The 25,376-nt window shown below is 51.4% G+C and carries 23 protein-coding genes and 1 tRNA gene; 12 read left to right on the forward strand and 12 right to left on the reverse strand.

Annotated elements, in window-relative coordinates; all coding sequences use genetic code 11:
* Positions 1-136: 136 nt before the first annotated feature.
* From acnA to queA, 6 genes are all read right to left on the reverse strand, one after another.
* Positions 137-2,809, reverse strand: a complete 2,673-nt coding sequence (gene acnA / locus ACP158_RS03550) for an aconitate hydratase AcnA (protein WP_424947604.1) — start codon at positions 2,807-2,809, stop codon at positions 137-139.
* 304 nt (positions 2,810-3,113) lie between these two features.
* A complete protein-coding gene (locus ACP158_RS03555; protein ID WP_424947605.1) occupies positions 3,114-3,638 on the reverse strand; it encodes a methylated-DNA--[protein]-cysteine S-methyltransferase in 525 nt (174 codons plus the stop codon).
* Positions 3,635-4,246 (reverse strand): bifunctional transcriptional activator/DNA repair enzyme AdaA, encoded by a 612-nt coding sequence (locus ACP158_RS03560; RefSeq protein ID WP_424947606.1) that lies wholly within the window; start codon positions 4,244-4,246, stop codon positions 3,635-3,637. The genes ACP158_RS03555 and ACP158_RS03560 overlap by 4 nt, the downstream gene beginning before the upstream one ends.
* A gap of 183 nt (positions 4,247-4,429) precedes the next feature.
* Positions 4,430-5,692, reverse strand: a complete 1,263-nt coding sequence (gene glyA / locus ACP158_RS03565) for a serine hydroxymethyltransferase (RefSeq protein ID WP_424947607.1) — start codon at positions 5,690-5,692, stop codon at positions 4,430-4,432.
* Positions 5,693-5,755: 63 nt separating this feature from the next.
* Positions 5,756-6,859, reverse strand: a complete 1,104-nt coding sequence (gene tgt / locus ACP158_RS03570) for a tRNA guanosine(34) transglycosylase Tgt (protein ID WP_424947608.1) — start codon at positions 6,857-6,859, stop codon at positions 5,756-5,758.
* A 22-nt stretch (positions 6,860-6,881) separates the two neighbouring features.
* Complete coding sequence (gene queA / locus ACP158_RS03575) at positions 6,882-7,952, reverse strand: tRNA preQ1(34) S-adenosylmethionine ribosyltransferase-isomerase QueA (RefSeq protein WP_424947609.1); 1,071 nt, start codon at positions 7,950-7,952, stop codon at positions 6,882-6,884.
* Positions 7,953-8,196: 244 nt separating this feature from the next.
* Here queA and ACP158_RS03580 point away from each other — a divergent pair, with 244 nt between their 5' ends.
* From ACP158_RS03580 to ACP158_RS03600, 5 genes are all read left to right on the forward strand, one after another.
* Positions 8,197-8,334 (forward strand): hypothetical protein, encoded by a 138-nt coding sequence (locus ACP158_RS03580; RefSeq protein WP_424947610.1) that lies wholly within the window; start codon positions 8,197-8,199, stop codon positions 8,332-8,334.
* A gap of 24 nt (positions 8,335-8,358) precedes the next feature.
* Positions 8,359-8,445 (forward strand) — tRNA-Leu (locus tag ACP158_RS03585).
* A gap of 32 nt (positions 8,446-8,477) precedes the next feature.
* Positions 8,478-8,651 carry a hypothetical protein gene (locus tag ACP158_RS03590; RefSeq protein ID WP_424947611.1) on the forward strand — a complete coding sequence of 58 codons (174 nt, stop codon included), beginning with the start codon at positions 8,478-8,480 and terminating at the stop codon, positions 8,649-8,651.
* Between the two features lie 654 nt (positions 8,652-9,305).
* Positions 9,306-9,752 carry a bactofilin family protein gene (locus ACP158_RS03595; RefSeq protein WP_424947612.1) on the forward strand — a complete coding sequence of 149 codons (447 nt, stop codon included), beginning with the start codon at positions 9,306-9,308 and terminating at the stop codon, positions 9,750-9,752.
* Between the two features lie 216 nt (positions 9,753-9,968).
* The gene (locus tag ACP158_RS03600; protein ID WP_424947613.1) at positions 9,969-10,679 is read left to right on the forward strand and encodes an EamA family transporter; all 711 of its coding nucleotides are present in this window, start codon (positions 9,969-9,971) and stop codon (positions 10,677-10,679) included.
* A gap of 86 nt (positions 10,680-10,765) precedes the next feature.
* Here the strand turns inward: ACP158_RS03600 and glmM are convergent, their stop codons facing one another.
* The 4 genes from glmM to ACP158_RS03620 form a co-directional block, all read right to left on the reverse strand.
* Positions 10,766-12,145, reverse strand: a complete 1,380-nt coding sequence (gene glmM, locus ACP158_RS03605; protein ID WP_424948391.1) for a phosphoglucosamine mutase — start codon at positions 12,143-12,145, stop codon at positions 10,766-10,768.
* A 7-nt stretch (positions 12,146-12,152) separates the two neighbouring features.
* Positions 12,153-14,093: an ATP-dependent zinc metalloprotease FtsH gene (gene ftsH, locus ACP158_RS03610; protein ID WP_424947614.1), complete on the reverse strand. Its 1,941-nt coding sequence runs from the start codon at positions 14,091-14,093 to the stop codon at positions 12,153-12,155.
* A gap of 103 nt (positions 14,094-14,196) precedes the next feature.
* Positions 14,197-14,892 carry an RlmE family RNA methyltransferase gene (locus ACP158_RS03615; RefSeq protein WP_424947615.1) on the reverse strand — a complete coding sequence of 232 codons (696 nt, stop codon included), beginning with the start codon at positions 14,890-14,892 and terminating at the stop codon, positions 14,197-14,199.
* A 21-nt stretch (positions 14,893-14,913) separates the two neighbouring features.
* On the reverse strand, positions 14,914-16,107 hold the full coding sequence (locus tag ACP158_RS03620) for an MFS transporter (protein ID WP_424947616.1): 1,194 nt from the start codon (positions 16,105-16,107) through the stop codon (positions 14,914-14,916).
* A 37-nt stretch (positions 16,108-16,144) separates the two neighbouring features.
* On the opposite strand from ACP158_RS03620, the gene ACP158_RS03625 reads away from it, so the two are divergent.
* Together ACP158_RS03625 and ACP158_RS03630 are read left to right on the forward strand one after the other, a co-directional pair.
* A complete protein-coding gene (locus ACP158_RS03625) occupies positions 16,145-16,483 on the forward strand; it encodes a hypothetical protein (RefSeq protein WP_424947617.1) in 339 nt (112 codons plus the stop codon).
* A gap of 127 nt (positions 16,484-16,610) precedes the next feature.
* On the forward strand, positions 16,611-17,039 hold the full coding sequence (locus ACP158_RS03630; RefSeq protein WP_424947618.1) for a CBS domain-containing protein: 429 nt from the start codon (positions 16,611-16,613) through the stop codon (positions 17,037-17,039).
* Positions 17,040-17,094: 55 nt separating this feature from the next.
* Here ACP158_RS03630 and ACP158_RS03635 read toward each other — a convergent pair whose 3' ends face one another.
* Positions 17,095-18,117 carry a 4-hydroxyproline epimerase gene (locus tag ACP158_RS03635; protein ID WP_424947619.1) on the reverse strand — a complete coding sequence of 341 codons (1,023 nt, stop codon included), beginning with the start codon at positions 18,115-18,117 and terminating at the stop codon, positions 17,095-17,097.
* 375 nt (positions 18,118-18,492) lie between these two features.
* On the opposite strand from ACP158_RS03635, the gene ACP158_RS03640 reads away from it, so the two are divergent.
* The 5 genes from ACP158_RS03640 to ACP158_RS03660 are packed head-to-tail and all read left to right on the forward strand — an operon-like array spanning position 18,493 to position 24,869.
* On the forward strand, positions 18,493-19,299 hold the full coding sequence (locus ACP158_RS03640; RefSeq protein ID WP_424947620.1) for a phytanoyl-CoA dioxygenase family protein: 807 nt from the start codon (positions 18,493-18,495) through the stop codon (positions 19,297-19,299).
* Complete coding sequence (locus ACP158_RS03645) at positions 19,296-19,694, forward strand: nuclear transport factor 2 family protein (protein ID WP_424947621.1); 399 nt, start codon at positions 19,296-19,298, stop codon at positions 19,692-19,694. Before ACP158_RS03640 ends, ACP158_RS03645 begins: the two co-directional genes overlap by 4 nt.
* Positions 19,695-19,717: 23 nt before the next feature.
* Positions 19,718-22,627, forward strand: a complete 2,910-nt coding sequence (locus tag ACP158_RS03650; RefSeq protein ID WP_424947622.1) for a DEAD/DEAH box helicase family protein — start codon at positions 19,718-19,720, stop codon at positions 22,625-22,627.
* A gap of 22 nt (positions 22,628-22,649) precedes the next feature.
* Entirely contained in the window at positions 22,650-24,578 is a 1,929-nt protein-coding gene (locus ACP158_RS03655) for a DNA methyltransferase (protein WP_424947623.1), read from the forward strand.
* Positions 24,579-24,614: 36 nt separating this feature from the next.
* Complete coding sequence (locus ACP158_RS03660; RefSeq protein WP_424947624.1) at positions 24,615-24,869, forward strand: hypothetical protein; 255 nt, start codon at positions 24,615-24,617, stop codon at positions 24,867-24,869.
* On the opposite strand, the gene ACP158_RS03665 is transcribed toward ACP158_RS03660, so the two are convergent.
* The gene (locus ACP158_RS03665) at positions 24,825-25,370 is read right to left on the reverse strand and encodes a hypothetical protein (RefSeq protein WP_424947625.1); all 546 of its coding nucleotides are present in this window, start codon (positions 25,368-25,370) and stop codon (positions 24,825-24,827) included. The two genes, ACP158_RS03660 and ACP158_RS03665, sit on opposite strands and share 45 nt — an antisense overlap.
* Positions 25,371-25,376 lie beyond the last annotated feature (6 nt).

Genomic DNA, 25,376 nt, shown 5'->3' on the forward strand with positions numbered 1-25,376 from the left:
TGACCCGATAATCCAGTGAGACATGCGCGGCCAAGCCGTTATGCCATGGACGGCATGTATGCCGCGGGCGCATGGATGCGCAGGAGCGGCCTCCACATAAGACGGCGGTGACGGTGGCGACGGCAGTGACGGCGTCTCAGCCTTTCAATCGCTTTAATACGAATGGCAGCACGCCGCCGCACAAGAAGTATTCAACTTCAACCGCGGTATCAATTCTGGATTGCAGTTGCAGGTTGTCGACCGAGCCATCGGCGCGGTTAATCCTCGCTTCAAACACTTGCTTGGGGGTCAGTTTTTTGTCTAACCCCAGAATATCAATGCTGTCGCTGACCGCGATGTTCAGCGTCTTGCGATCTTCGTCGGGCATGAACTGCAACGGCAGCACGCCCATGCCGACCAGGTTGGAGCGGTGGATGCGCTCGAAACTCTCGACGATGACCGTCCGCACACCCAGTAACAAGGGGCCTTTGGCGGCCCAGTCACGACTCGAACCGGCGCCGTATTCCTTGCCTGCGACCACCACGGTCGGGATGCCTGCCGCCCGGTAACTCATGGCCGCGTCATAAATCGCAACCACTGTCGGGTCGTCATGGGCGCGGGTATAGCCGCCTTCGACGCCCGGCACCAATTCATTCTTGATGCGGATATTGCCGAAGGTGCCGCGCATCATCACTTCATGGTTGCCGCGGCGCGAGCCATAGGAGTTGAAGTCTTTTGGCGTTACGCCGTGCGCGATGAGATACTTCGCCGCGGGACTGTCGGCGGCAATTGATCCCGCCGGGGAAATGTGATCGGTGGTGACGGAATCGCCCAGCAACACCAGCACGCGCGCGCCTTCAATGTTTTTATTCCTGCCGCTGGTGTATTGCTCCTCGAAAAATGGCGGCAATTGAATATAGGTCGAATCCGCTGAGAAGGAATAAGTATTGCCTTCAGTGGTTGGCACCGCCTGCCACTGGTCATCGTCGGTGAATACATCGGCGTATTTGCGGGTGAACATCGATTGATCGATTTTTGCCACTTCGTCTGCAATCTCATCATTGCTTGGCCAAATATCCTTCAGCAACACATCGTTGCCGTCCCGGTCCTGGCCGATGGCGTCGTTGGCGACATTGACGCGCGTGCTGCCGGCCAACGCATACGCCACCACCAGCGGCGGCGAGGACAGCCAGTTGGCTTTCACCAGCGGATGAATACGGCCCTCAAAGTTACGGTTGCCCGACAGCACCGAAGTTGCCACCAGGTCGTGGTCGCTGACCGCGTTATGCACCGCTTCGGGCAGCGGCCCGGAGTTGCCAATACAAGTGGTGCAGCCATAGCCCACGGTGTTGAAGCCGAGCGCGTCCAAGTATTTTTGCAAGCCGGCTTTTTCCAGATATTCGGTGACCACTTTGGAGCCCGGCGCCAGCGACGACTTCACCCAGGGCTTGCGCGTCATGCCGAGTTTGACCGCTTTTTTGGCAACCAATCCAGCGCCGATCATGACCGCCGGGTTGGAAGTGTTGGTGCAAGAGGTGATCGCGGCCACCACCACATCGCCGTGATGCAGGTCATAGCCCGCGGCGGTCGGGAAGCTTTTGTCCATTTCATCTTGCTTGCCATCCTGCTTGATGAAGGCTTCGATAGCAGCCGGCATATCCGGCAATGCGACCCGGTCTTGCGGACGTTTCGGGCCCGACAAATTCGCCCGCACCGAGCTGATATCGAGATGCAATGTGGAGGCAAACACCGGGTCCGGCGTCGCGCTGTCGCGCCACATGCCCTGCGCCTTGCTATAGACTTCGACCAAGGCCACGGTGTCTTCATCCCGACCACTCAGTCGCAGGTAGTCCATGGTTTTTTGATCAATGGAAAAGAACCCGCAGGTGGCGCCGTATTCCGGCGCCATATTCGCAATAGTCGCTCGGTCGGCAAGCGGCAGACCATCCAGTGCGCTGCCGTAAAATTCCACGAACTTGCCGACTACGCCATGCTGGCGCAGCATTTGCACGATGCGCAGCACCAAGTCGGTGGCGGTGATGCCCTCGCTCAATCTGCCGCTCAATTCGCAGCCGACCACTTCCGGAATTAACATCGGGATCGGCTGCCCCAACATCGCGGCTTCGGCTTCGATGCCGCCGACGCCCCAGCCCAATACGCCGAGCCCGTTGATCATGGTGGTGTGACTATCGGTGCCGACCAGCGTATCCGGATACGCCATCCTCTCGCCGCCGCTGTCATCGCTGCAAACGCACTTGGCCAGGTATTCCAGATTGACCTGATGGCAGATGCCGGTGCCGGGCGGCACCAACCGAAAGTTATCGAATGCGCCCTGCCCCCATTTCAAAAACGCATAACGCTCGGCATTGCGCTGCATCTCGAATTCGACGTTGGCGCTGAACGCGGTATGGGTTGCAAACTGGTCGATCACCACCGAATGGTCAATGACCAAATCCACCGGCGACAACGGATTGATTTTTTCGGGATCCACATTAGCCTTGACCAGCGCATCGCGCATCGCCGCCAAATCAACCACTGCGGGCACGCCGGTGAAATCCTGCATCAACACGCGCGCTGGATGATAGGCGATTTCTTGTAGCATCTTTTGCCGCGCACTCTTTGCGACCGCTTCAATATCCTCCGCCGTGCACGCCGCCCCATCTTCATGGCGCAGCAGATTTTCCAATAACACCTTGATCGAATTGGGCAGTTGGCTGATATCCGCAAGGCCAGCCACCTGGTCGGATTGCAGGTTGTAGTAGCCGTAGGTTTTGCCGTTGGCTTCGAGGGTCGCGTAGCAGTCGAACGAGTTGGCGCTGGCGTGAGTCATTGAACTCTCCTGAAGATCGTTGTTAGTGGCTTGAATCTGATAATAGATCAATGATTATACTGCATCACAAAACCCACGGCGCAAAATCAACCCAGCCACTATTAATTGCTTGGAATTGAATTATGCCGCGCTTGATGGTGATATGAGGGAGCCCACGATTCACGCGCTCATCCTTGGCCATGCACAAACCGGGCTTCAGGCGTTGCTGAAACTTGTGGAGGAACTGGACGCGGAAGAAAGTCGCGCCGGGCGAGAGGAATTGCGTGAACAGTCGCCGACGATCTTCGACCGGATTGACGGCATACTAAAATCTGGCGCTAAAACCCTCGTGATTGAGCAGCCAGGCTTTTCGGTCTGCCCCGCCGGCATAGCCGCGCAACGATCCATCCTTGCCGATAACCCGATGGCAGGGAATGATGATGGCGATCTGGTTGTTTGCATTTGCGCTGGCCACCGCCCGCACCGCTTTTGGTTGGTTGATGGCGCTTGCCAATTGGCGATAGGAAATCGCCTCGCCCACGGGAATTGTTTTTAGCGAATCCCATACTCGTTGTTGAAAGACCGTGCCATCGGCAGCCATCGGCAGTCCGTCAAACGCCGCCCAGTCGCCGCCAAAATAGCGATCCATCCTGCTTTGCATATTCAACACATTTGCTTTTGGAGTCATTTCGAAATTTCCGTATCTTCGCCGAAGCAGTCTCTCAACACGCTCATCGTTATCCGCGAAATCAAGGAGGCACAACTGCTCGCCATCGGCAATCATCAAAATTTCGCCAATCGGGCTTTTATAAATAGCTGACTCAAGTTGTTTTATTTTTAGTTGTTTCATTTTTGCGACCGTATTGAATGTGCGGTTTTATTAGAATGATCCTGGCGGACATGAGCATGACGCAACGCGCTGGGGCGCGCGCCATATACTTTATGAAAGGCATCATTGAACTGGCGCACGCTGCTGAACCCCGCCTTATGCGCGACCGTGGTCATTGAATCGGCGCTGTCTGCAATCAATCGCTTGGCCAACAATACCCGCCTTGAACGCGCCACGGCGCTTGGGCTCGCACCGACATGCCTGGAAAATAATCGTCTCAGATAGCGCTCGCTTATCCCTAATCGTTCGGCCAGTTCACTCACGGCATGGTGGTCCAACGCCCCTTGATCAATCAGCGTTAGCGCTCTTTTTACGGTTGTTTTGACGCCATTCCAGGCCGGGCTGTTCGGCGCTGATTCCGGCCGACAGCGCAAGCATGGCCGATACCCCGCGTGCATGGCCGCAGCGGATGAGGGATAAAATTCACAATTCTCGGGCTTAGGCGTCACCGCGGGACAAACCGGGCGGCAGAATATCCCGGTGCTGCTCACTCCGGTAAAAAATACGCCGTCATATCGAGCATCCCGATTTTTAACGGCGTCATAACAAGTTTCAAAATCAAGTAACATGCCGACAAGTATACCTATTTAGCGGCCAGCCGCTGGCGAAAATCGGCCCTGAACGTCGCCTGATTTTTCCGCCGCGAGAGTTGTTTCCGCGCAAGCGCGCCGCTTCATCGCCAACGCAAGTGATCCTACAAAGCGATCCTACAAAGTGATCCTAGAAAGTAATCCTGAGGGCCATCAACGCCCTTATGCCGACCTTTCATATACGGGAAACCTGCCGCACAGTTCGACCACTTTTTCCTTTACGGCTTGAATCACCGAATCGTCCTCCAAGTTTTCCAGCACATCACAAATCCAGCCGGTGATGTCCCGCGCCTCGCCGACGCCAAATCCGCGCGTGGTCATGGCCGGAGTGCCCAGCCTCAGGCCGCTAGTCACAAACGGCGATCTCGGATCATTGGGCACGGCGTTTTTGTTCGCCGTGATATTCGCCCGCCCCAATGCGGCGTCGGCATCTTTGCCGGTGATGTTCTTGTCAATCAAGTCCAGCAGAAACAGGTGATTGTCGGTGCCGCCGGAAACAATGTTGTAGCCGCGCTTCTGGAATACCTCAACCATTGCTTTGGCGTTGTCCACCACGCTCTGCTGATAGTCTTTGAAAGAAGGTTGCATAGCCTCCTTGAACGCAACCGCTTTGGCGGCAATGACATGCATCAACGGCCCGCCCTGGGTGCCCGGAAAAACCAATGAGTTTAATTTTTTGGTGATGGCTTCATTCTCCCGCGCCAGGATCATGCCGCCTCTGGGGCCGCGCAAGGTTTTATGGGTGGTGGTGGTGGTCACATCGGCGATCGGCACCGGGTTAGGATAATGACCGGTCACCACCAACCCGGCAACATGCGCCATATCCACAAACAAGTAGGCGCCCGTCGCGTCCGCGATGGCGCGAAATCGCTGCCAATCCATGATGCGTGAATAAGCGGAAAATCCCGCCACGATCATCTTCGGCTTATGCGTCTTTGCCAGCGTCTCCACTTCGTCGTAGTCCACCTCGCCGGTGGCGTCGTCCAATCCATACTGAACCGCATTATAGATTTTCCCCGAAAAACTGACCGAAGCACCGTGGGTCAAATGTCCGCCATGCGCCAGGCTCATGCCGAGAATGGTGTCGCCCGGTTCAACCAACGCCATATACACCGCTAAATTCGCTGAAGATCCAGAATGAGGCTGGACATTGGCATAGTCCGCATCAAACAGTTTTTTCGCGCGCTCAATGGCCAGGGCTTCGGCGATATCAACGAATTCGCAGCCGCCGTAATAGCGTTTGCCGGGATAGCCTTCCGCGTACTTGTTGGTCAGCGCCGACCCTTGCGCCGCCAACACTCGAGGACTGGTGAAGTTCTCCGAAGCGATGAGTTCTATGTGCTGTTCCTGGCGTTGTTCCTCTTTGACCATGGCGGCCCACAATTCGGCATCCAGATCAGCGATGGTTTCATTTTTTTTAAACATGTTCGGCTCCAAATGAATTAGTCGGCAAAACTTACGGCAGTCGCCGTGAATTGTAGCATGCCGTCATTGAGATTTTGGGTGAGATTTTGCGCCGAAATTTTTCGCAAAGGCGGCGAACTGGTTATCCGAAATTGCGGCGCGAATTCGTTGCATCAAATTTTGATAGTAGTGCGTATTGTGCAAGGAGCACAAACGCGCGCCCAGGATTTCGTTGTTTTTATGCAGGTGCTTTAAATACGACCGTGAATAATGCTGACAGGTATAACACGAACAAGAGGTGTCCACCGGATTGGTGTCCAGTCGGTATTGACTGTTTCTGATTTTGACCACGCCGCCATCCGTGTATAACCATCCGTTGCGCGCATTTCGAGTGGGCAGGACGCAATCGAACATATCCACCCCGCGGGCCACGCAATCCACAAGATCCTGCGGCGTGCCTACCCCCATTAAATAGCGCGGCTTGTTTTCCGGCATTCTATGGACCAGCGCATCGATAATTCGCAGCATCTCTTGTTTGGGCTCGCCGACCGACAAGCCGCCAATGGCGTAGCCGTCGAAATCCATATCGGTTAAATGCCAAAGCGATTCCATCCGCAGGTGTTCATGCATGCCGCCCTGAATGATTCCGAACAACGCGCCCGCGCCCGCATAACTTTGTCGGCATCGCCTAGCCCATCGCGCCGACAATTCCATGGAAGCGCGGGCTTCGTCTTCAGTCGCCGGCCAAGACGTGCAGTCGTCAAAAACCATCGCGATATCCGAGCCCAGGGCTTTTTGGATTTCCATGGATTGTTCAGGCCCAAGAAAAATTTTACTGCCATCCACTGGCGAACGAAATGTCACGCCGCCTTCTTCGAGTTTTCTGAGTTGTTTCAAACTCCATATTTGAAAACCGCCGGAATCGGTCAAAATCGGGCGTTGCCAATTCATGAAATCGTGCAGTGTGCCATGCGCTTGAATCACTTCCGTTCCCGGTTGCAACATCAAGTGAAACGTATTGCCCAAAATAATTTGCGCGCCGGCGGATTCGACTTCTTCCGGCGAGAGCGACTTTACCGTGGCGCTGGTGCCGACCGGCATGAATGTCGGGGTGCTGATGTTTCCTCGACTGCAGGACAACTCACCGCACCGCGCCTTGCCCTGAGTCGCATTGATTTTGAATTTCATAGCATGGCTTTTATATCGTAACTTATGGCTGTCGCTGCAAAAATAGGGCATCCCCATAACTATAAAACCGGTAGCCATGATTAATCGCATACCGATACGCCGCCATTATTCTTTCATAACCCGCAAACGCGCTGACCATGATTAGCAATGTGGATTTGGGCAAGTGGAAATTGGTGACCAGGGCATCAACGATGTTAAATTCATAGCCCGGAAATATAAACAAATCAGTGTCCATGGAAGCGGGCGTTAATCTACCCGTTTGCGCGGCGCTTTCAAGGGCTCTGACCACCGTGGTGCCGACCGCGATGACGCGTCCGCCGCGCGCTTTGGCTCGGGCGATTTGCCGACAAACTTGTTCGCCGACCTCGACGCGCTCATGATGCATCCGATGGCAGCGAATGTCCTGGCATCGAACCGGCTGAAAAGTGCCGGCCCCCACATGCAGCGTAATCGCGCCCCAAGCCACGCCACGCCGACGAAGACGATCAATCAAGGGTTGGTCAAAGTGCAACCCCGCTGTTGGCGCAGCCACCGCGCCCAGGTTTTTGGCATAGACCGTTTGGTAACGGCGGCGGTCGAATGTGTTGGCAGCGCGAGTGATATAGGGCGGCAGCGGCATGCAACCCCAGCGCTCAAAAGCGTCCCTGGCATTATAACCTTTCGGAAACAGCAACTCAAAAAACTGGCCGCGACGGGCGCCAACGGTAAGCGCGCAATCGCCGGACGCTAATTTATGCTCGCCGCCAGACGCTAAATGATGCTCGTTGCCGAGCAATAATGCCTGGCCGCCTCGAATCGGTTTGCTTGAACCGAGCATGACCAACGCACATCGATCATCCACAATCCGCTCCAGCATGATTTCCACTTTGCCTCCGCTCGGTTTTTTCCCGAACATTCGGGCCGGCAGCACCCGGGTATCATTGACCACCAGCAAGTCGCCTGGATTCAGTTCGTCGATGATGTTCTCGAATTGAATATCTCGATAACCCTCATCCGCTTCGGCAACCAGCAATCGGCTGGCCGAGCGTTTCTGCGCAGGGAATTGCGCGACCAGCGATGCGGGCAAGGAGTAGTCGTACTGGCTGATATCCATGTTGTAGTGCAAGTTGATGCTTACTGATTTTATTGGCTGATTTTATCGCCCGATTTTATTGAACATTTGATACGAAGGGTTATTTCTTTTCAGTGAGCGCGCCCCGCCCATCTCGGACGTGGGACTTTAGTCCCGCCATTTGCAATGGCTTGGCGAGGCTGATGAGTGCCGTAACCACCCAGGCCCGTCATTCCAACGAAAGAACGTCACCCCTGTGAAAACAGGGGTTGGAATCCAGTTAAATATGCGTCCCGCGCAGCGGGACACGACCGCCATGGATGGCGGAAGTGCCGATTTTGCAGGAGCAAAAATCTGCCAAAACCGCAAGCCGCTGACCTTTCCAAAGGTGGTGGACCAATACAAAATGTTGCATATCAGGTAAAAACCCGTTATGTTTCGGCGGTGTGCCGGGGTGGCGAAATTGGTAGACGCGCCAGATTCAAAATCTGGTTGGGGCAACTCAGTGTCGGTTCGAGTCCGACCCTCGGTACCATTTCCTTTTGAACTTTTTTGGGTAATAAGTCCATGGAAACACCTAAATCTCCCCATAATGGCGCCCATAAAAAAATCAAGCCAAGAAACAAAATCGCCCTATCCCCTTTGTTAAAAAAAGATCATGCCCACCAATCCAACAAGGATTACAACCGGCAAAAAGAGAAGGACAAGCTAAAAGCCGCTTTGTCTCATGATGACAAATAGCAGGGGATGACAAATAGCAGGGGATGACAAAGGGCAGGGGATGACAAATAGCAGGGGATGGCAAAGGGCAGGGGATGGCAAAGGGCAGGGGATGACAAATAGCAGGGGATGGCAAAGGGCAGGCAAACAATGTATGTTCGGGCTCAGACACATAAGAGACTGTTAACCTGGCCCGGCTAGTGCGCTTAAAGCAGGTCAGGCCGGCGGCGTTTGATGGCAGGGTGGGTCAAGGAGTTCAAGGCAACCAGTCCGGTCACCCCCATCTCGGAAGTGGGACTTTAGTCCCGCCATTTGCAATGGCTTGGCGAGGCTGAAGCCTCACTTCCGGTCGAACGTGGGACTTTAGTCCTGCCGCCCAACCAGCCTAAATGGAAGGGTTGCGTCGAGCCAATGCAGTCGTTATGCGTTCCGCCCGCTGTATGAAGGGCCGTTGACGGTGACCGCGATCAACCAGGAACGGGTCCATTACCAGTGGACCTATAATCATGCCGACCACACGATAGTTTGGATTTAATGATGCCAATGGCGTATTATCGGCAACTCACCCTGGCTGCCTGATTTTGTCTCATATGTGGTGAACCCGGACAATGTATAGCGAATTATTCGAGGACGCGTTAGACTATCGACTGGAAAATCAGACAAGAGCGTTACAAAATGAACGAAGACACAGAAAAAGATCGCCCGCCAAAAAACGCTAAAGCCATCGTTGGAAAGTCGATAGTGATTGTCGGGGATGTCAGTGGCGAAGAAGACCTGGTCATCAATGGTGCTATCGAGGGCGACATCAATTTCAGGGAAAACAGTGTTATTATCGGTAAAACCGGGCAAGTCAAAGCCAATGTGACCGCAAAAAATATTGTTATTGGAGGGGATATGAAAGGAGAACTGCGGGCAAGCGAACAGGTGACTATAAAACCCTCAGGCCGGGTGGTCGGTAATATTCATGCCTCGCATGTTGTTTTAGATGAGGGCTGCCAGTTCAAAGGTTCGGTTGATATGGAAGACATGAATACCGCCTCAGACAGCAAGACACCAAAGCTTCGACTGCCTAAAAATACCCCCTCCCAGCACATCCAATCAAGGCCGCTGAAAAGCCGATAATTCGCTTAGGCGATGGCCTCCCCGCAACCCCAAAGAGACGGATATAACGCATAGTTCTCTTGGTCTCTTTGGCGGCTCAATAAAGCAGGCTGCACGGTTACGTGCTACGTCGCGCCGCGATAGCGCAATTCCCGGCGCGCTCGCTTTCCTTAGGCACACGCACTTAATGCGGCATCTTTACTCAATACGCAATGTAAGTCTTGTGACGGGCAGTTGATGAAGCACCTGGCATTTATTATCGTTTCCGTAACGATGCAATCGTTGACCTTTGGATACGTCTCTTCCAGATATTCGTATTCCGAAAGCTTGCAATTTACCTTTATGGCATTTGTTTTATGCAGCGTTTTTTATTATCTGCGGACAACTGCCAATAATATGAAGGCAACAGACAACGAAGTTAAATCTTTGTTGTTTTTGAATGTTTATACCGCAATGGCTTTTGTAGGTTTTTTTATCGCTATTTCATTGATTCCCGCATCCATTGCCGGGCTGGTGGAAGCTGCTTCCGGCCCTTTATGGGCATTGCCTTTTTCGGTGTTTATTTTGAACAAGAAAGTGCGGTTAAACGAGATTTTTATTGGCGCGTTTTTCTTGTTGATTGCGCTTTTTGTTTCTTTTTCAGTCATTTCGAAAATAAACAAAAATGTAATATCAGGATTGCTGTTAGCATTTGCAGGAATAGTGCTGCCGTTATATTTCCTGCAATTAGGCATGGCAAAATCAGAGCCTCTACAGACCATGCTTTGTTTGGCGGCAATACCCTCCATTACCTGTGTTTTTGAATGGTATTTTGGTCGCGAGTTCGACCTGACCGCTTTCTTTTTAATAGGTTCGGTAGTCGGGTTATCCGTAATTTATATGATTTTTGAGTCCAAACGAAAGGCGTTGAGGAAAAGAGATCTGGCTCAGTCTGATTCTGCGCGCTAATTCTCCCCAATCTAACTAGTCATGATCTAACTAGCCATGATCTAACTAGCCATGATCTAACTAGCCATGATCTAACTAGCCATGATCTAACTAGCCGCGATCTGCTCTATGGTTGCCGCGATTTGCCGGGTCAGGTTTTGCACCTGATGCAAATTGTCGCCTTCGATCATTACCCGAAACACCGGCTCTGTCCCGGAAGGTCGCAGCACCACTCGGCCGCTGCGTCCCAAACTGCCTTCGGCGTCGGCCACCGCTGCGCGAACCTGTTTATGGCTTGCCAGTTTTTTGCCGCTTGAATTGCCGATGGGCACATTGATCATGTGTTGCGGGTAAATTTCCATTCCCTTCACCAAGTCCGCCACCGGCTTGCCGGTCTCAAGCATCGCTTCCAGCACCTCAAGGGCGGCGACGATGCCGTCGCCGGTCGTGGTTTTATCCAGGCAGATGATATGCCCGGACGCTTCGCCGCCCAGGTTCCAATGGTTTTTTGTCAGCGCTTCGTGGACATAGCGGTCGCCGACCTTGACGCGTTGAAACGGAATGGACATTTTCTTGAGCGCCAGTTCCAGCCCCAAGTTAGTCATCAGCGTGCCGACAACGCCGCCATTGCTGTCATTGTCATTGTTGCTATTGTCATGGAGTCGATTCTGCGATTTTCGATGACGCGCGAGAATGTAGAGTATCTGATCGCCGTTAATTTCGTTGCTCTGTCGATCGATAAGCAAAACCCGATCCGCATCGCCATCCAGAGCAATGCCAATATCCGCGTCGGCTTTTTTCACGCGCATCTTCAGCGCTTTCAAATCCGTGGAGCCGCAGCGCTGATTGATATTGAACCCATCGGGCTGATCCGCGATAGCGATGACATCCGCGCCCAACTCGGCAAAGACTTTGGGCGCGACATTATAGGCTGCGCCATTGGCGCAATCGATAACGATTTTTATGCCCGATAGTGTTTTTGTTTCGCTAAAGGTGCTTTTGCAATGCTCGATATAGCGCCCATAGGCATCGGGAAAACGCCTGGCCTTGCCCAGATGCGCCGAACAGACGCATTGCAAGGGCTGTTGCATCATCGCATCGATTTCGCTGACCAGGCCATCTTGCAGTTTGGTTCCGGCCGCTGAAAATATTTTTATGCCGTTGTCGTAGTAGGGGTTGTGCGAAGCGCTGATCACCACCCCGGCGCAGGCCCTGGCCGTTCGCGTCAAGTAGGCAATGCCCGGCGAGGGCATCGGTCCAAGCAGGGAAATATTCACCCCGGCGGCGGAAAATCCGGCCTCCAAAGCGGACTCCAGCATGTACCCCGAAACCCGCGTGTCCTTTCCGATCAGCACCGTGTCGCCGCGTCCTGCTTTTGCGAAAACACAGCCGGCGGCCCAACCCAGCTTTAGTACAGTCTCTGGCGTAATCGGCGCTTCGCCAACCTTGCCTCTTACCCCATCAGTGCCAAATAGTGAATCCGGCATTGCAGGTTTAACCCAACTTGGCAGGGTCGGGCAAGTCCAAGTCTGATTCATCCAGGGCGGGCGCATCATCCGCATCGGATTCCGCCGATGCGCCGCGCTTGCCGCCTTTCGACTTGGTGTTCTGGTCATTGGATGGCGGCGGCGGGGTCGGCTGTTTGCCCGCCATAATTTCGTCAACTTGAGCGGCATCCAGGGTTTCCCATTCAAGCAAGGCTTTGGCCATGGCTTCAACTTTGTCACGGTTTTGTTCAATTATTTTTCGCGCCCGATCATATTCATGCTCAATGATCCGGCTCACTTCCTGTTCCACTTTTTCCGCGGTCTCCGGGCTGACGTTGCGGTGGGTTGACATTTCCCGTCCAAGAAAAATCTCGCTTTGATTATCGCCATAAACCCGCGGCCCCAATGAATCACTCATACCCCATCGCGACACCATGTTTTGTGACAATTGCGTCGCTTGCTCAAAATCGTTGGAGGCGCCGGTAGTCATTTGATTCATGAACACTTCCTCGGCGATCCGGCCGCCCATCAACACGGCAATTCTTGCCAGCAAATAATCGCGGTTATGGCTGTAGCGGTCTGTTTCCGGTAATTGCACCGTCACCCCCAAGGCCTTGCCGCGGGGAATAATCGTCACTTTATGCACCGGATCGGTAAGATCCGATAAAACCTTAGCCACCACAGTATGTCCTGATTCGTGATACGCGGTATTTCTTCGCTCTTGTTCAGGCATAACGATGGAGCGTCTTTCAACGCCCATTAACACTTTGTCCTTGGCTTGCTCGAACTGAAGCATGCTGACCACTTTCTTGTTTTTTCGGGCCGCAAACAAGGCCGCTTCGTTGATCATGTTGGCAAGATCCGCGCCAGAAAATCCGGGCGTGCCGCGGGCGATAATCGCAGGATCGATATCGTCATCCAACGGCACTTTTTTCATGTGCACTTTTAATATCGCCTCGCGACCGCGAATATCCGGCAACGGCACGGTGACCTGGCGATCAAAGCGACCGGGGCGCAGTAATGCGGGATCAAGAATGTCGGGGCGGTTGGTGGCGGCAATGACGATGACACCTTCGCTGGCATCGAAGCCATCCATCTCGACCAGCAATTGGTTCAAGGTCTGCTCGCGTTCGTCGTGACCGCCGCCGAGGCCGGCGCCGCGTTGTCGGCCGACGGCATCAATTTCGTCAATAAAGATAATGCAAGGCGCATGCTTTTTCGCTTGATCGAACATATCCCTGACCCGGGATGCGCCGACCCCGACAAACATCTCCACAAAGTCGGAGCCGGAAATGGTGAAGAACGGCACTTTGGCTTCCCCGGCGATGGCTTTTGCCAACAGCGTTTTGCCGGTGCCTGGACTGCCAGTCATTAACACGCCGCGCGGAATGCGCCCGCCCAACTTGCGAAAACGCGATGGATCTTCTAAAAACTCGACTAATTCCGCGACTTCCTCCTTGGCCTCATCAACACCAGCCACGTCTGCAAAGGTGATCTGGTTTTTGTCCTCGGTCAACATGCGCGCCTTGCTCTTGCCGAAGCTCAGCGCGCCGCCGCGCCCGCCGCCCTGCATTTGCCGCATGAAAAATATCCAAACCCCGATTAACAACAGTATCGGGAATGAACTGATGAACAGGTGCACCAGCAGCGAGGTCTCCTCTTCTTTTTTCGCTTTTATATCAACCTGATTGCTCACCAGGTCGTCAATCAACTTAGGGTCGTTCGGGGCATAAGTGACAAACGCCACGCCGCCATGGGTGACGCCACGAATGACTTCATCGTCAATTTCCACCGCTGAAATATTCCCTTGCCGCACTTGCTTCAGGAAGGTCGAATAATCAATTTCGTTATTCGAGTCGCCGGTGGAACTGGTGAAATTGTTGAACACCGACATGAGCACCATGGCAATGACAAGCCAGAGCAAAATATTTTTGGTCAAATTAGGCAAAGCAAACGCTCCAAATGAAAACTATTAAAAAATTCTTGGCCAATAAAAATAACATGAAAGGCTGATTATACGGCATCCACCAAAAAACTTCCGTTCATCGACTTCAGTCCGGCCGACTGGAATCCGGCCGGCTTGAATCCAACTTGAAACCACGCGCCAACAGATACACTTCTCTTGATTCGGCTCGAGAGGCATCAGGTTTAACCATTTGCACTTGATCAAAATGTTCGATAAATCTTGTTCGGACGAAGCCGACAGACTCGCCTTCAAACAGCTTGGTTAGCACCCTGCCGCGCGCCTTTAACGCGTGTCGGCAAAAAGCCAATATCGCATCCTGCAATTGCGCGGCATTGGCTTGATCGGTGCTGCGAATACCGGTGATATTGGGGGCCATATCCGATAAAACAAGGTCAATTTTACTATCCCCGAAACAATCCCCGAAATGATCCATGGCCCGCCGCTGGGTATCGCGGTCGCAGAAATCACCTTGAATGAACCGCACCTTCGCGATTTCCTTCATCGGCAACAAGTCCACGCCGACAATTTGATTGCTGCCGACCACTTTGGAAGCCGCATACTGCGACCAGCTGCCCGGCGCCGAACCCAGATCAACTATTTTTGAGTTTGGTTTGATCAAGTGATGCTTTCGATCGATTTGTTCGAGTTTAAAAACAGACCGCGCGCGCAATCCCTGGCTGCGCGCCTGCCTGACAAACGGGTCTCGATTTTGCTTGGCCGCCCACTGGGACTTTTTATTGCCGGACGTTTTATGACTTGTATGGGGACGGCTGCTCGGCATTATTCATAACTTCCACTAGCGCTATCGTGCCGCGTCAGCGCGCGACGGCAGTCTGACTTCATTGCCGTAATCTGGTTCATTGGGCACCATCAGGCACAGCGCTAAAGATGCCGCGGCGATGCCGGCGCCGGTTAAAAATACCGCGGCCGGGGAAGTCAGCCATAATATGCCGAGCGCGGCCGGTAATATGACGGCGGCGATGTGATTGATGGTGAAGGACACTCCGGCAGTAGACGCGATATCCGCTTGATCGGCGATTTTTTGAAAATAAGTTTGAATCGCAATCGCCAACGCAAAGAATAAATGATCAAGGATATAAAGCGCCGCCGCAACATTTTCGTTTTGCACAAACGCATAACCGACAAAAATTATTATTAAACCGGCATACTCGAAGACGAGCGCCTTGCGCTCACCCCAATTGGCGATTAATTTTCCGATTAGCGGCGCCAGCCAAATGTTAATCGTGCAGTTGATTAAAAATAACAGGGTTAACGAAGCCGCGCTGTAGCCAAACTTTTCAACCATCATGAATCCGGCAAACACCACGAAAATCTGTCGCCGCGCGCCGGATAAAAAAACCAGGGCATAATAAAGCCAGTAGCGCTTTCTCAGCACCAGTTTTTTGTGCTGAACGGCATTGCCGGAGTAGTGCGGATAACAACTCCAGGCGATGATGGTGACCGCCGCGGTCAGGCCTCCGGCGATGGCGAAAACCCAGTAATATTCGAGACCAAACGCCTTCAATCCTAAAAATATCAGCAGGTATGCAACCAGCGAAGTGAACGACCCGACGGCGATCAATTTGCCCAATACATAGGGCGTGCGCGATTTTTCGATCCATTGCAGGGAAAGGGAATTCTGGATGGTTTGGTAGTAGTGAAAGCCCAGCGACATCAACCACGTGGTGCAGAACAGGCCGACCAGCGTAGGGAAATAGCCGGTAATTGCGGTGCCGACGCCCAACATTAATAACGAAACAATGGCGATGCTTTGCTCGCGAAAATAGATCAGCAGGAAGATCACTAAAAACGCAAGAAACCCGGGAATCTCGCGGATACTTTGCAGCATGCCGAATTGCGCGCCGTCAAATGCCGCTTGTTCAATCGCGAAGTTATTGATTAACGCCGACCAACTGGCGAACGACAGCGGCACCGCCGCCGCCATCAGCATCAACAGCATTTCAGGATTGCGCCATTTTGAGTGGTGTTTTTTCATGCTGGCAATTGGAATGATCGACCTGATTTTACCGCAAATGGTATCGCGTATTCTGATCTTGAGGGTGGTGGCGGAAGAATGGATGCGCGGGAGTTTAGTCAACCCGCCGGCCTATTGCTGGATTGTGCGCATCATCGGCTTTGGCTTCCTCGGCTTTGGCTTCCTGCGTCGCTCTACCGCCACCATCCTTGGCGGCGTGCGTCGCTCTACCTCCGCCATCCGTGGCGTCGTCCCTGATACGCACCCGCCCCCCCGGCCCGTCATTATCGGGCTTGACCCGATAATCCAGTGGAAAAACACAGCGGCAACGGCCGCTGACCTTAGCATAGAAACTTCATCGCGCCCCCGGGACAGTCGCGGAATAGTCCCAGGATAGTCCCAGGATAGTAATGCGTTTGCGCTCCCGGGTTCGTGGTTACGGTCACGGGTCAAACGGTTAGTGATAAACCAGGTTGAGTTTGCTATGATGCAGTCGAATGTGCCACAATCGCGGGGAAACGAGCATGAGCAAAGTAGCGGATATTCTAACAGGCAGAAGCGGCGATATCTGGAGCGTGCAGTCTGACCAGTCGGTGCTTGCCGCCATCAAGTTGATGGCTGAGAAAGGGGTGGGCGCGTTGTTGGTCATCGACGACAATCGCCTGTCGGGAATACTCAGCGAGCGCGATTATGCGCGCAAGGTGATTCTGGAAAACCGATCATCCAGCGATACCCGGGTCAAGGATATCATGACCCGCAACCCGGTCACCACTGCGCGCGAGAGCAGCGTGGCGGAATGTATGTCGATGATGACCGATAACGATTTCCGGCATTTGCCCGTGGTCGAGGGCGAGCGGGTGATCGGCATGATCTCCATCGGCGATCTGGTAAAAGCGGTCATCAAGGAACAACAATTCACCATCAGTCAACTGCAGCAATATATCGCCGGGTAAATATTGTCTGCAATATATCCAGATTATGGCGCCAAATCAGGGCGCCGGATTATTGTCATTGGCCCCCCAACAAAAACCCGTGGGCATAAGGGTCTCTGGTATCGACGATGATATTGTTATGGCCGGTTACCTGGGCCCAGCCGGTAATGGTCGGGATAATTGCCGGATAATCCCCGACTTGAGTTTGTTTAATGGCGCATCCTGTGAACAGACTGCCGATGATGCTTTCGTGGACAAATTTTTGGCCAATGTCCAAGTCTCCGCGACTGACTAACTGAGCAATTCTTGCCGAAGTGCCAGTGCCGCAAGGAGAGCGATCTATTCCGCGCTCGCCATAAAACACCGCATTGCGCGCGCGCATGTTTTCATCCTTGGCGTTTTCATCCCTGGCCTTATCGGTCCACATTATGTGACTGACATTTTTTATGGTTTCATTTTCAGGATGGACAACCGTTATTATTTTGTTGATTTCGTTTCTGACCACCGAGCTGACCGCCCTGATTTGATCGACGCTGATATGCTCCAGGCCCTGGTAATTTTTCTGCGGTTCGATGATGGCGTAGAAATTGCCGCCGTAACTTATATCAATAATCAGTTCACCGATTTCAGGCACAGTCACTGTTACCTCAGTCGAGTGCAGAAATGAGGGAACATTGGTGAGCGTCACCGAATCCACATAACCGTCGGTGATTTCATATCGCGCCTCGATCAATCCTGCGGGGGTGTCCATTTTCAGCAAGCCGGGCGTGTTTGGGGTCACCAGATTTTGTTCGAGGGCTATGGTCGCGGTGCCGATGGCGCCGTGCCCGCACATCGGCAGGCAGCCACTGACCTCGATAAATAACACGCCCAGATCGCTGTCCGGTGCTATGGGCGGATAAAGAATGGAGCCGGACATAGCGTCATGACCTCTCGGCTCGAACATCAGGCTGGTTCGTATCCAATCGTACTCCCGAATAAAATGCTGACGCTTTTCGCTCATAGACTGGCCGGTCAAATCAGGGCCGTTGGCGGTAACCACCCGCACCGGGTTGCCGCAAGTATGGGCATCGACGCATTTGAATACGGTTCTGGTCATGATTGAATCGATTTATGTGAACAGGGGTCAAGTCAACAGCAGCGGGTTGACGACTCACCGTACATCGACATTATATTGAATTCCCCGCGTTAAAGCGCGGCATCAATGTTGCACTGGATTCCAGCTTGCGCTGGAATGACAAAGCAGGGCGGGAATTGACGACCTTTACTTAGATCGTCATTATCGGGCTTGACCCGATAATCCAGTGAAACACGCGCGGCGAAGCCGCATCCTCATCCCCCAAACTTGCAATTGATGGCGCCATAAACTTACAATTGTCGAATATAACAAAAACCAGTTGCCCACGCCATATTGAGCCGCGTTTGCGGGAATGGCGGATTCCCGGACTTTATTTCACCTCAGGCAAAATCACCATTGATAACAATAACCGAGCAGCATATTTCCGATTTCAAGCGCGATGGCGCGATCTGCATTCGTGGATTGTTCGAACCGCACTGGCTGGATTCTCTGGCCGATGGCGTAGTCAGGAATTTTGAAAATCCTGGACCCTATTCAACGGTTTATACCAAACCGGGAGAGCCGGGTGGTTTTTATGACGACTATTGCAATTGGCAGCAGATCGATCAATACAGGCAGTTTTTGCAGCAATCTCCGGCCGCGGAAATCGCCGGCAAATTGATGGGCTCGAAAACAGCGCGTATTTACCATGAGCATGTCCTGATCAAAGAGCCGGGGACCAGGCAAGCAACGCCCTGGCACCACGACCTGCCTTATTATGGCGTTGACGGCGACCAAGCCATTTCCCTGTGGCTGCCTTTGGACCCAGTGCCGCAGGATGCCTGCCCGGAATTTATAGTGGGCAGTCATCATTGTGCAAAGATGTATTACCCGAAACTATTTCTGACCCGTAAAAACTACGGCGATGACATTGCAGGATTTGAAACGATACCCGATATTGATGCCAACCGGGAGGCATATAAAATTTTGTCCTGGAAATTGAATCCGGGTGACTGCATCGCCTTTCATATGCGCACTATTCATGGTGCGCCACCCACAACCCATATAAAAACCCGCAGACGCGGGTTTTCCACCCGATGGATAGGCGATGATGCCCGTTTCGCTGTGCGTCCGTGGGCGACTTCGCCGCCTTTTCCAGAAGTGAAATTGGCGCACGGCGATCGTATGGAACATCCGAGTTTTCCGGTGCTTTGGTCGGCATGAGCTCCACTAAACAAATAGTCGATAATTACTATGCCTGCCTAAAACAGCGGGATCGTGAAAATCTTCTTGGATTATTGTCGCCCGATATTGTGGTCACCTATCACGCCCAAGCCGGTCAATTCCCCTGGGCCGGAAAATTTTATGGCATAGCAGGATTCGACCAATTCTTTTCCATCATCAAAGACCATCTTGACATCCTCGAGGTCACGATTATCGACAGCATCGTCGCCGACAATAAAATGGTCAATCAATGCCAAGGCCGCTGGCAATACAAAGCCACCGGGCATATCGTCGAAGGCGGCATGGTCAACGTATTCACCGTGGAAGGAGACAAGATCACAGGCTACGATGTCTATGCCGACACCGCCGCATTTGCGGCCGGATTGCCCACATAATCGGCCACTGCTGGCGTAGAATAATGAGTATGTTAAACGAGTTGATACAACGAAGAAAAGACGAATGGTTATTGAAGCCGACCGCTGTACACGGGCTTTTGTCGCATATAAAAAGCCAATCTTGCCTACGCGACACGCAAATAGAAGCGATTGAAACTTATCTGTATTTGAAAATCGCCGGCGACAACAAACCGCTGTGGCAATTATTTAGCGAAGGCTTTTTTACCGACGACATCGATCTCAATCAATTAAACATCAACAAAACCCCAAGGGAATTTCTTGAAAGCCGCCCTGCGGCGAAAGCGTTGTATGAATTTGCCATTCGCAAAGATACGGATGGAAAAGAATCCTTGCCGGAAATTGCCCAGCAAATTTTGGAAAATCCGCGCGATTTGGATTATGAGAAAATCATCCAAGCCATTTTCTACGGTGTAAATTATCCCGATTATTTGATGAGTCTGCCGATGGGCGCGGGCAAAACATTTTTAATGGCGGCAATCATTTATTTGGATTTGTATTTCGCCAATCAAGATTCCAACGACCGTAATTTCGCGCACAATTTTTTGGTGTTGATTCCGTCCGGATTGAAATCGTCCATCGCGCCGAGTTTGAGAACCATCGAGAATTTCGACCCGTCCTGGGTTGTTCCTGAACCAACTGCGAGCAGCCTTAAACGGCAATTGTCGTTTCATATTTTGGATCAACAGAAAACATCAAAGAGCAGCAACAAGGTCAGAAACCCGAACGCGCAAAAAGTCAGCAGATGCTTTCCCAATCCTTTCGCAACGGTGTTTGTCGTGAACGCCGAGAAAGTCATTCTCGACCGAATAGATGTAGTGGAAAAAAGCGGACAACAACAAGTGATTGAAAAAACCGCCGATGAACGCGACCGCCAAGCCAACGAATTACGCAACCTGATTGGCAAAATCCCCAATCTCTCGATCTTGATTGACGAAGTGCATCACGCCGCCAGCGACGATATAAAACTGCGCCAAGTAGTGAACCAGTGGCAACGCGGCGGCAACATCGCCAGCGTACTCGGCTTTTCCGGCACGCCGTATTTAGCCTCGTCCGATTCGCTGAATATCGGCGGCAATACCACACTCAAATTTCCCCAGATCACCAACACCGTTTATTACTATCCGCTACTCAAGGCGATTAACCTGTTTCTGAAAAAACCGCAAGTAAAAATCGCCTTGGGCAATGCAGATCGTTTGCAAATCATCACGCAAGGCATAAACGATTTCCGCGAACAATACGCCGACAAAATTTACGCCGATGGCGCCATTGCCAAAATCGCGATTTTTTGCAGCAACATCGAAACTTTGGAGCAACAAGTTTATCCGCATCTACTCGGCGAGTTGGGCATTGCCGCGCATGAAATACTGAAATTTCACAAAGGCAACGCAAAATATCCTCAACCGCAAGGTGCCGAACTTGCGTTTCGCTCGTTGGACTTGAGCGCCTCCAGCAAACGCTACATTTTGCTGGTGCAAATCGGCAAGGAAGGTTGGGATTGCCGCAGTCTGACCGGCGTGATTCTGTCGCAACAGGGCGATTGTCCGCAAAACATGGTGTTGCAAACCAGTTGTCGCTGCTTGCGTCAAGTCGACGCCAAGCCGGCGGAAAAAGAAACCGCGTTAATCTGGCTGAACGACGGCAATGCGAAAACATTAAACCAGCAACTCAAAAAACAACAGCACACATCCATTGATGAAATCAATCGCCCGATTACGGACGCGACGCAAACCGGGTTGCAACAGCACTCCAGAATGCAGCATCTGCAAATTCCCGAACTGGAATTCTGCCAACTCCGAGTCAATTATCAATCGCTAACGGTTGAAGCCGAAGCGCAAACCCGCGTTAAACTGCAAAACCTTTGCCGTGAAATAGAAGAGCATTCCTCGCCGTCGCTCATCATCACCACCAACTTCGAAGACATGGAAAACTTTTCTACTCAAATCAGCGAAGCGAGCGGCGATGAAGCGCCGTATTGCAAACGTTGGTTATATGCGATTGCAAAAAGCGGCTGTCATACGCCAAGTTATGCGGAGTTGCTGGAATTCTTCGACCAACTGCAAAAAATCTACGCCAGGATAACCATCGCCAGAACGGATGCGACTTATTGGAACAATTTTTACAACCGCGACACCATTGAATGTTGCATCCGGTTGGCGTTTCATGCCGAACGCAGATTGCAAACCGAACAGGAAATTATTCCAGAATCGGCACAATTGCTGCGCGTGGAAGGCTTGCGGCAAGTGGACGCGCACGACAAGTTGTATCCGACGCCAGAAGACAGCGAGAAGATTCGACGTTACGACCATCAACCGCCGACGCTGAAAACGCCACAAGACAAAATGCAAATTCAAACAATGATTCAACAACTTGACGAGAAAAACATGGATACAACGGACCTAAAACGACAACTTGACGAAGATGGCAACCAAGATTCCACTGAGGTGCAACGCCGTGCGCAAAGTTTTCACTACTTGCCATATGATTTCATTCAAAGCGGATTTGAATTGGAGATATTGAAACAAATCCTGTCATTCGAATTGTTCAAAGAATTGCGCTTGGAGATTTATTATAACGGCCAGCGCAGCACAACCGGTTTTGTAATCCATTGCTTTGAGAAAAAGCACTCACATTGGCGCAACATTGGCAGATACACCACCGATTTTTTAATCATTCAACGCGATGAGAACAAGGATAAAATCCACAAAGTCTTGATGTTGGAAACCAAGGGCATGGGCTATGCAAACGACCCTGTTTTTCAAAGAAAAAAGTCATTTGTTGAAACCGAGTTTTTGCAGAAAAACCGCGCCCACTTCGGTTATGAAAAATTTGATTTCTTGTATCTGCAAGATGATGACAGTATGCAATTAAACCTCAACAAATTCAGCGAAAAAGTCAACAACTTTTTCCATTAAACAATAACTTTGGATACGCGCCATGCCGATTAAATACATTCCCTACGCGCCTGAGCCGATTCAAGGGCAGGCGGTATTGAACAATATCGCGCGTGCGCAACGCGTGTTGAGTTATCGCGACAACGACAAGGTGTTCGAAAAAATACAACGCGGCTTGCCGTCTTATGAGATTGAGGAGGTTGAACAAGTCGGCAAGAAAAACAAGGATTGGAACAACCTGATGTTGCGCGGCGAATGTTTGGCGGCTTGCGCCTATCTGAAGGAGCGCGGCATAAAAGTGGATTTAGTCTATATCGACCCGCCGTTTGCCAGCGGCGCCAACTACGCCAAACAAGTTTTTATTCGCCGCAATCCGAAACTTGCGGCGGAAATCGAACATGCCGAACAAAAAATGGAACTTGCGGAATTGCAATCGTTTGAAGAAACCATGTATGGCGATATATGGCGGAAAGAGGATTATTTGAATTGGATGTATGAAAACTTGACGGCGATTCAAAGCGTGATGTCGGACAGCGCCAGCATCTATGTTCATCTCGATCATCATATCGGGCATTATGTGAAAATTTTGTTGGATGAGATTTTTGGCGAGGAAAATTTCAGGAATGAAATATCTTATGGTTACAGAATTCAAGGAATAAACCAAAAATGTTGGCCGAGAAAACACGATCTTATATTCTATTACACAAAAAATAATGACTACATATTTAATCCTGAAAAAGAAAAGAATATTTATGAAAAGCCATTCATCGATACCAAAAAAGAAGAAGCAAACTTGCGACTGTTAAAGGAGAAAGAAAAACATGAAATAATTAAATGTCTAAATGCAAATAAGCCAATCCCCGATAAGTATAAAAATAAAATCTTCAACAAGTATTATTCTGAAGTATTTGTCAGGGATATTTGGGATTGTGACTACACGAAACCTATCATAAGCGGTTCAAGTGAATATACTTATTACGCAACACAAAAATCAGAAGGTTTGTTAACACGCATTATCAAAGCCAGCAGTGACGAAGACATGATTGTCGCCGACTTCTTCGGCGGCAGCGGCGTCGCCGCCAAAGTCGCGCACGATTTGAATCGCAAATTTATCCATTGCGATGTCGGCGTGAATAGTCTGCAAATCAGCCGCGACCGCTTGCAACAAGCCGACGCGGCTTTTCAAATTCTGGAAGTCAGGGACGGTGTGCATTTATTTCGCAACCCGCAACAAACTATGGACAAACTCGCCAAACTGATTCCCGGTTTAGTGCAAGGCATCGAAGGCGTTGGTGATTTTTGGTTTGGCGCAATCCAGGATAAAAAACTCGGTGTCATTCCCGTCTATGCGCCGAATTTAATCGACAGCGGCGAAAAGGTGTTGGACCAAACGATTGTCAACCAAATCATCAACGAGCAACTACAAATACTGGAACAGAAATGGGAAGAATTTCCGGCTAAAGCCATCGTCTATTATGTCGATATCGACGACGAGGAAGAATTAAAAAAATTCATTAGAGACATCAATCCGACCACGACCGAAATCGAACTGCGCGACCTGAAGTTATTGCTGCACGATTTGATTGACAACGATAATTTTGAATACGCAATCAGCAACAACGATCTGAACGGCTACTGCGTCAAAATCACGCAGTTTCACAGCGACCGCCTGCAACAAAAAATCAACGAATACAATGCGAAAAGAGCATTGAAAAATAATCCGATAACACAAATCAAAATCAGCGAAAATGGTTTGGAGCTGATTGAATGGCTGTCGCTGGATTGCAAAAACGCCAGCGGTGCATGGCGCAGTAGCAATGAAATCAAAATCGATAAAAAAGGCCGCATAATCATCGACGGCAACCAAACCAAGGAATTTTGGAACGGCAAAATCAACTCGCCCGAAAAACCGCTAAGAATAAAAATCCGCAATATTGCCGGCGATGAAACCATCAAACAACTGGCAGAATAAATTGAAAGGGTTCAAGATACTTTAAGGTATAGTGAAATGGTCATACCTAATTGTTCTATAAATGAAAAACAAGTATGTCATCGTTGCCGAATTTCGGAGAATAAATTCAGGGCGATTCCACGGCTGTTTTGCCTTGATATCGAGGCTTGCAAAGTCGCTCGAATCACTGGCGTCTCTGGCCCGGCGACCAGCCGATTGTATACTCAAATCAGACAACGCATCGCCGGGCAATGCGAGCGTATGTGTTCACTGATTCATTGCCCGTTTTGTTCCTTTCCAGCGGTGTTTTAGCACCGCCCTCTCGGCCGTCATTCTCGCGCAGGCGGAAAAAACCGCCCTCCCTGCCGTCATTCTCGCCGCAGGCGGGAATCCAGTTAAATATCTGTCACGCGTAGCGTGACTCCTTTTGGCATCCGGCTTTGCCAGACACAAACCGGCGGCTACGCCGCAAAGGAGTCCGGCTACGCCGGACGGCATATTCCACTGGATTGCCCGGCCAATAATAATATGGGCCGGGCAATGACGACCCTTATTTGTCATTCTCGCCGGCAGGCGGAAAAAACCGCCCTCCCTGCCGTCATTCTCGCCGGCAGGCGGGAATCCAGTTAAATATCTGTCACGCGTAGCGTGACTCCTTTTGGCATCCGGCTTTGCCAGACACAAACCGGCGGCTACGCCGCAAATGAGTCCGGCTACGCTGGACGGCATATTCCACTGGATTGCCCGGCCAATAATAATAATATGGGCCGGGCAATGACGGATTATAGGTAATGGAGCACGTTTTAGTGTCACGCTTTG

It is taken from the genome of Candidatus Spongiihabitans sp., from assembly GCF_965247905.1.
Classification (GTDB): domain Bacteria; phylum Pseudomonadota; class Gammaproteobacteria; order Arenicellales; family Poriferihabitantaceae; genus Spongiihabitans.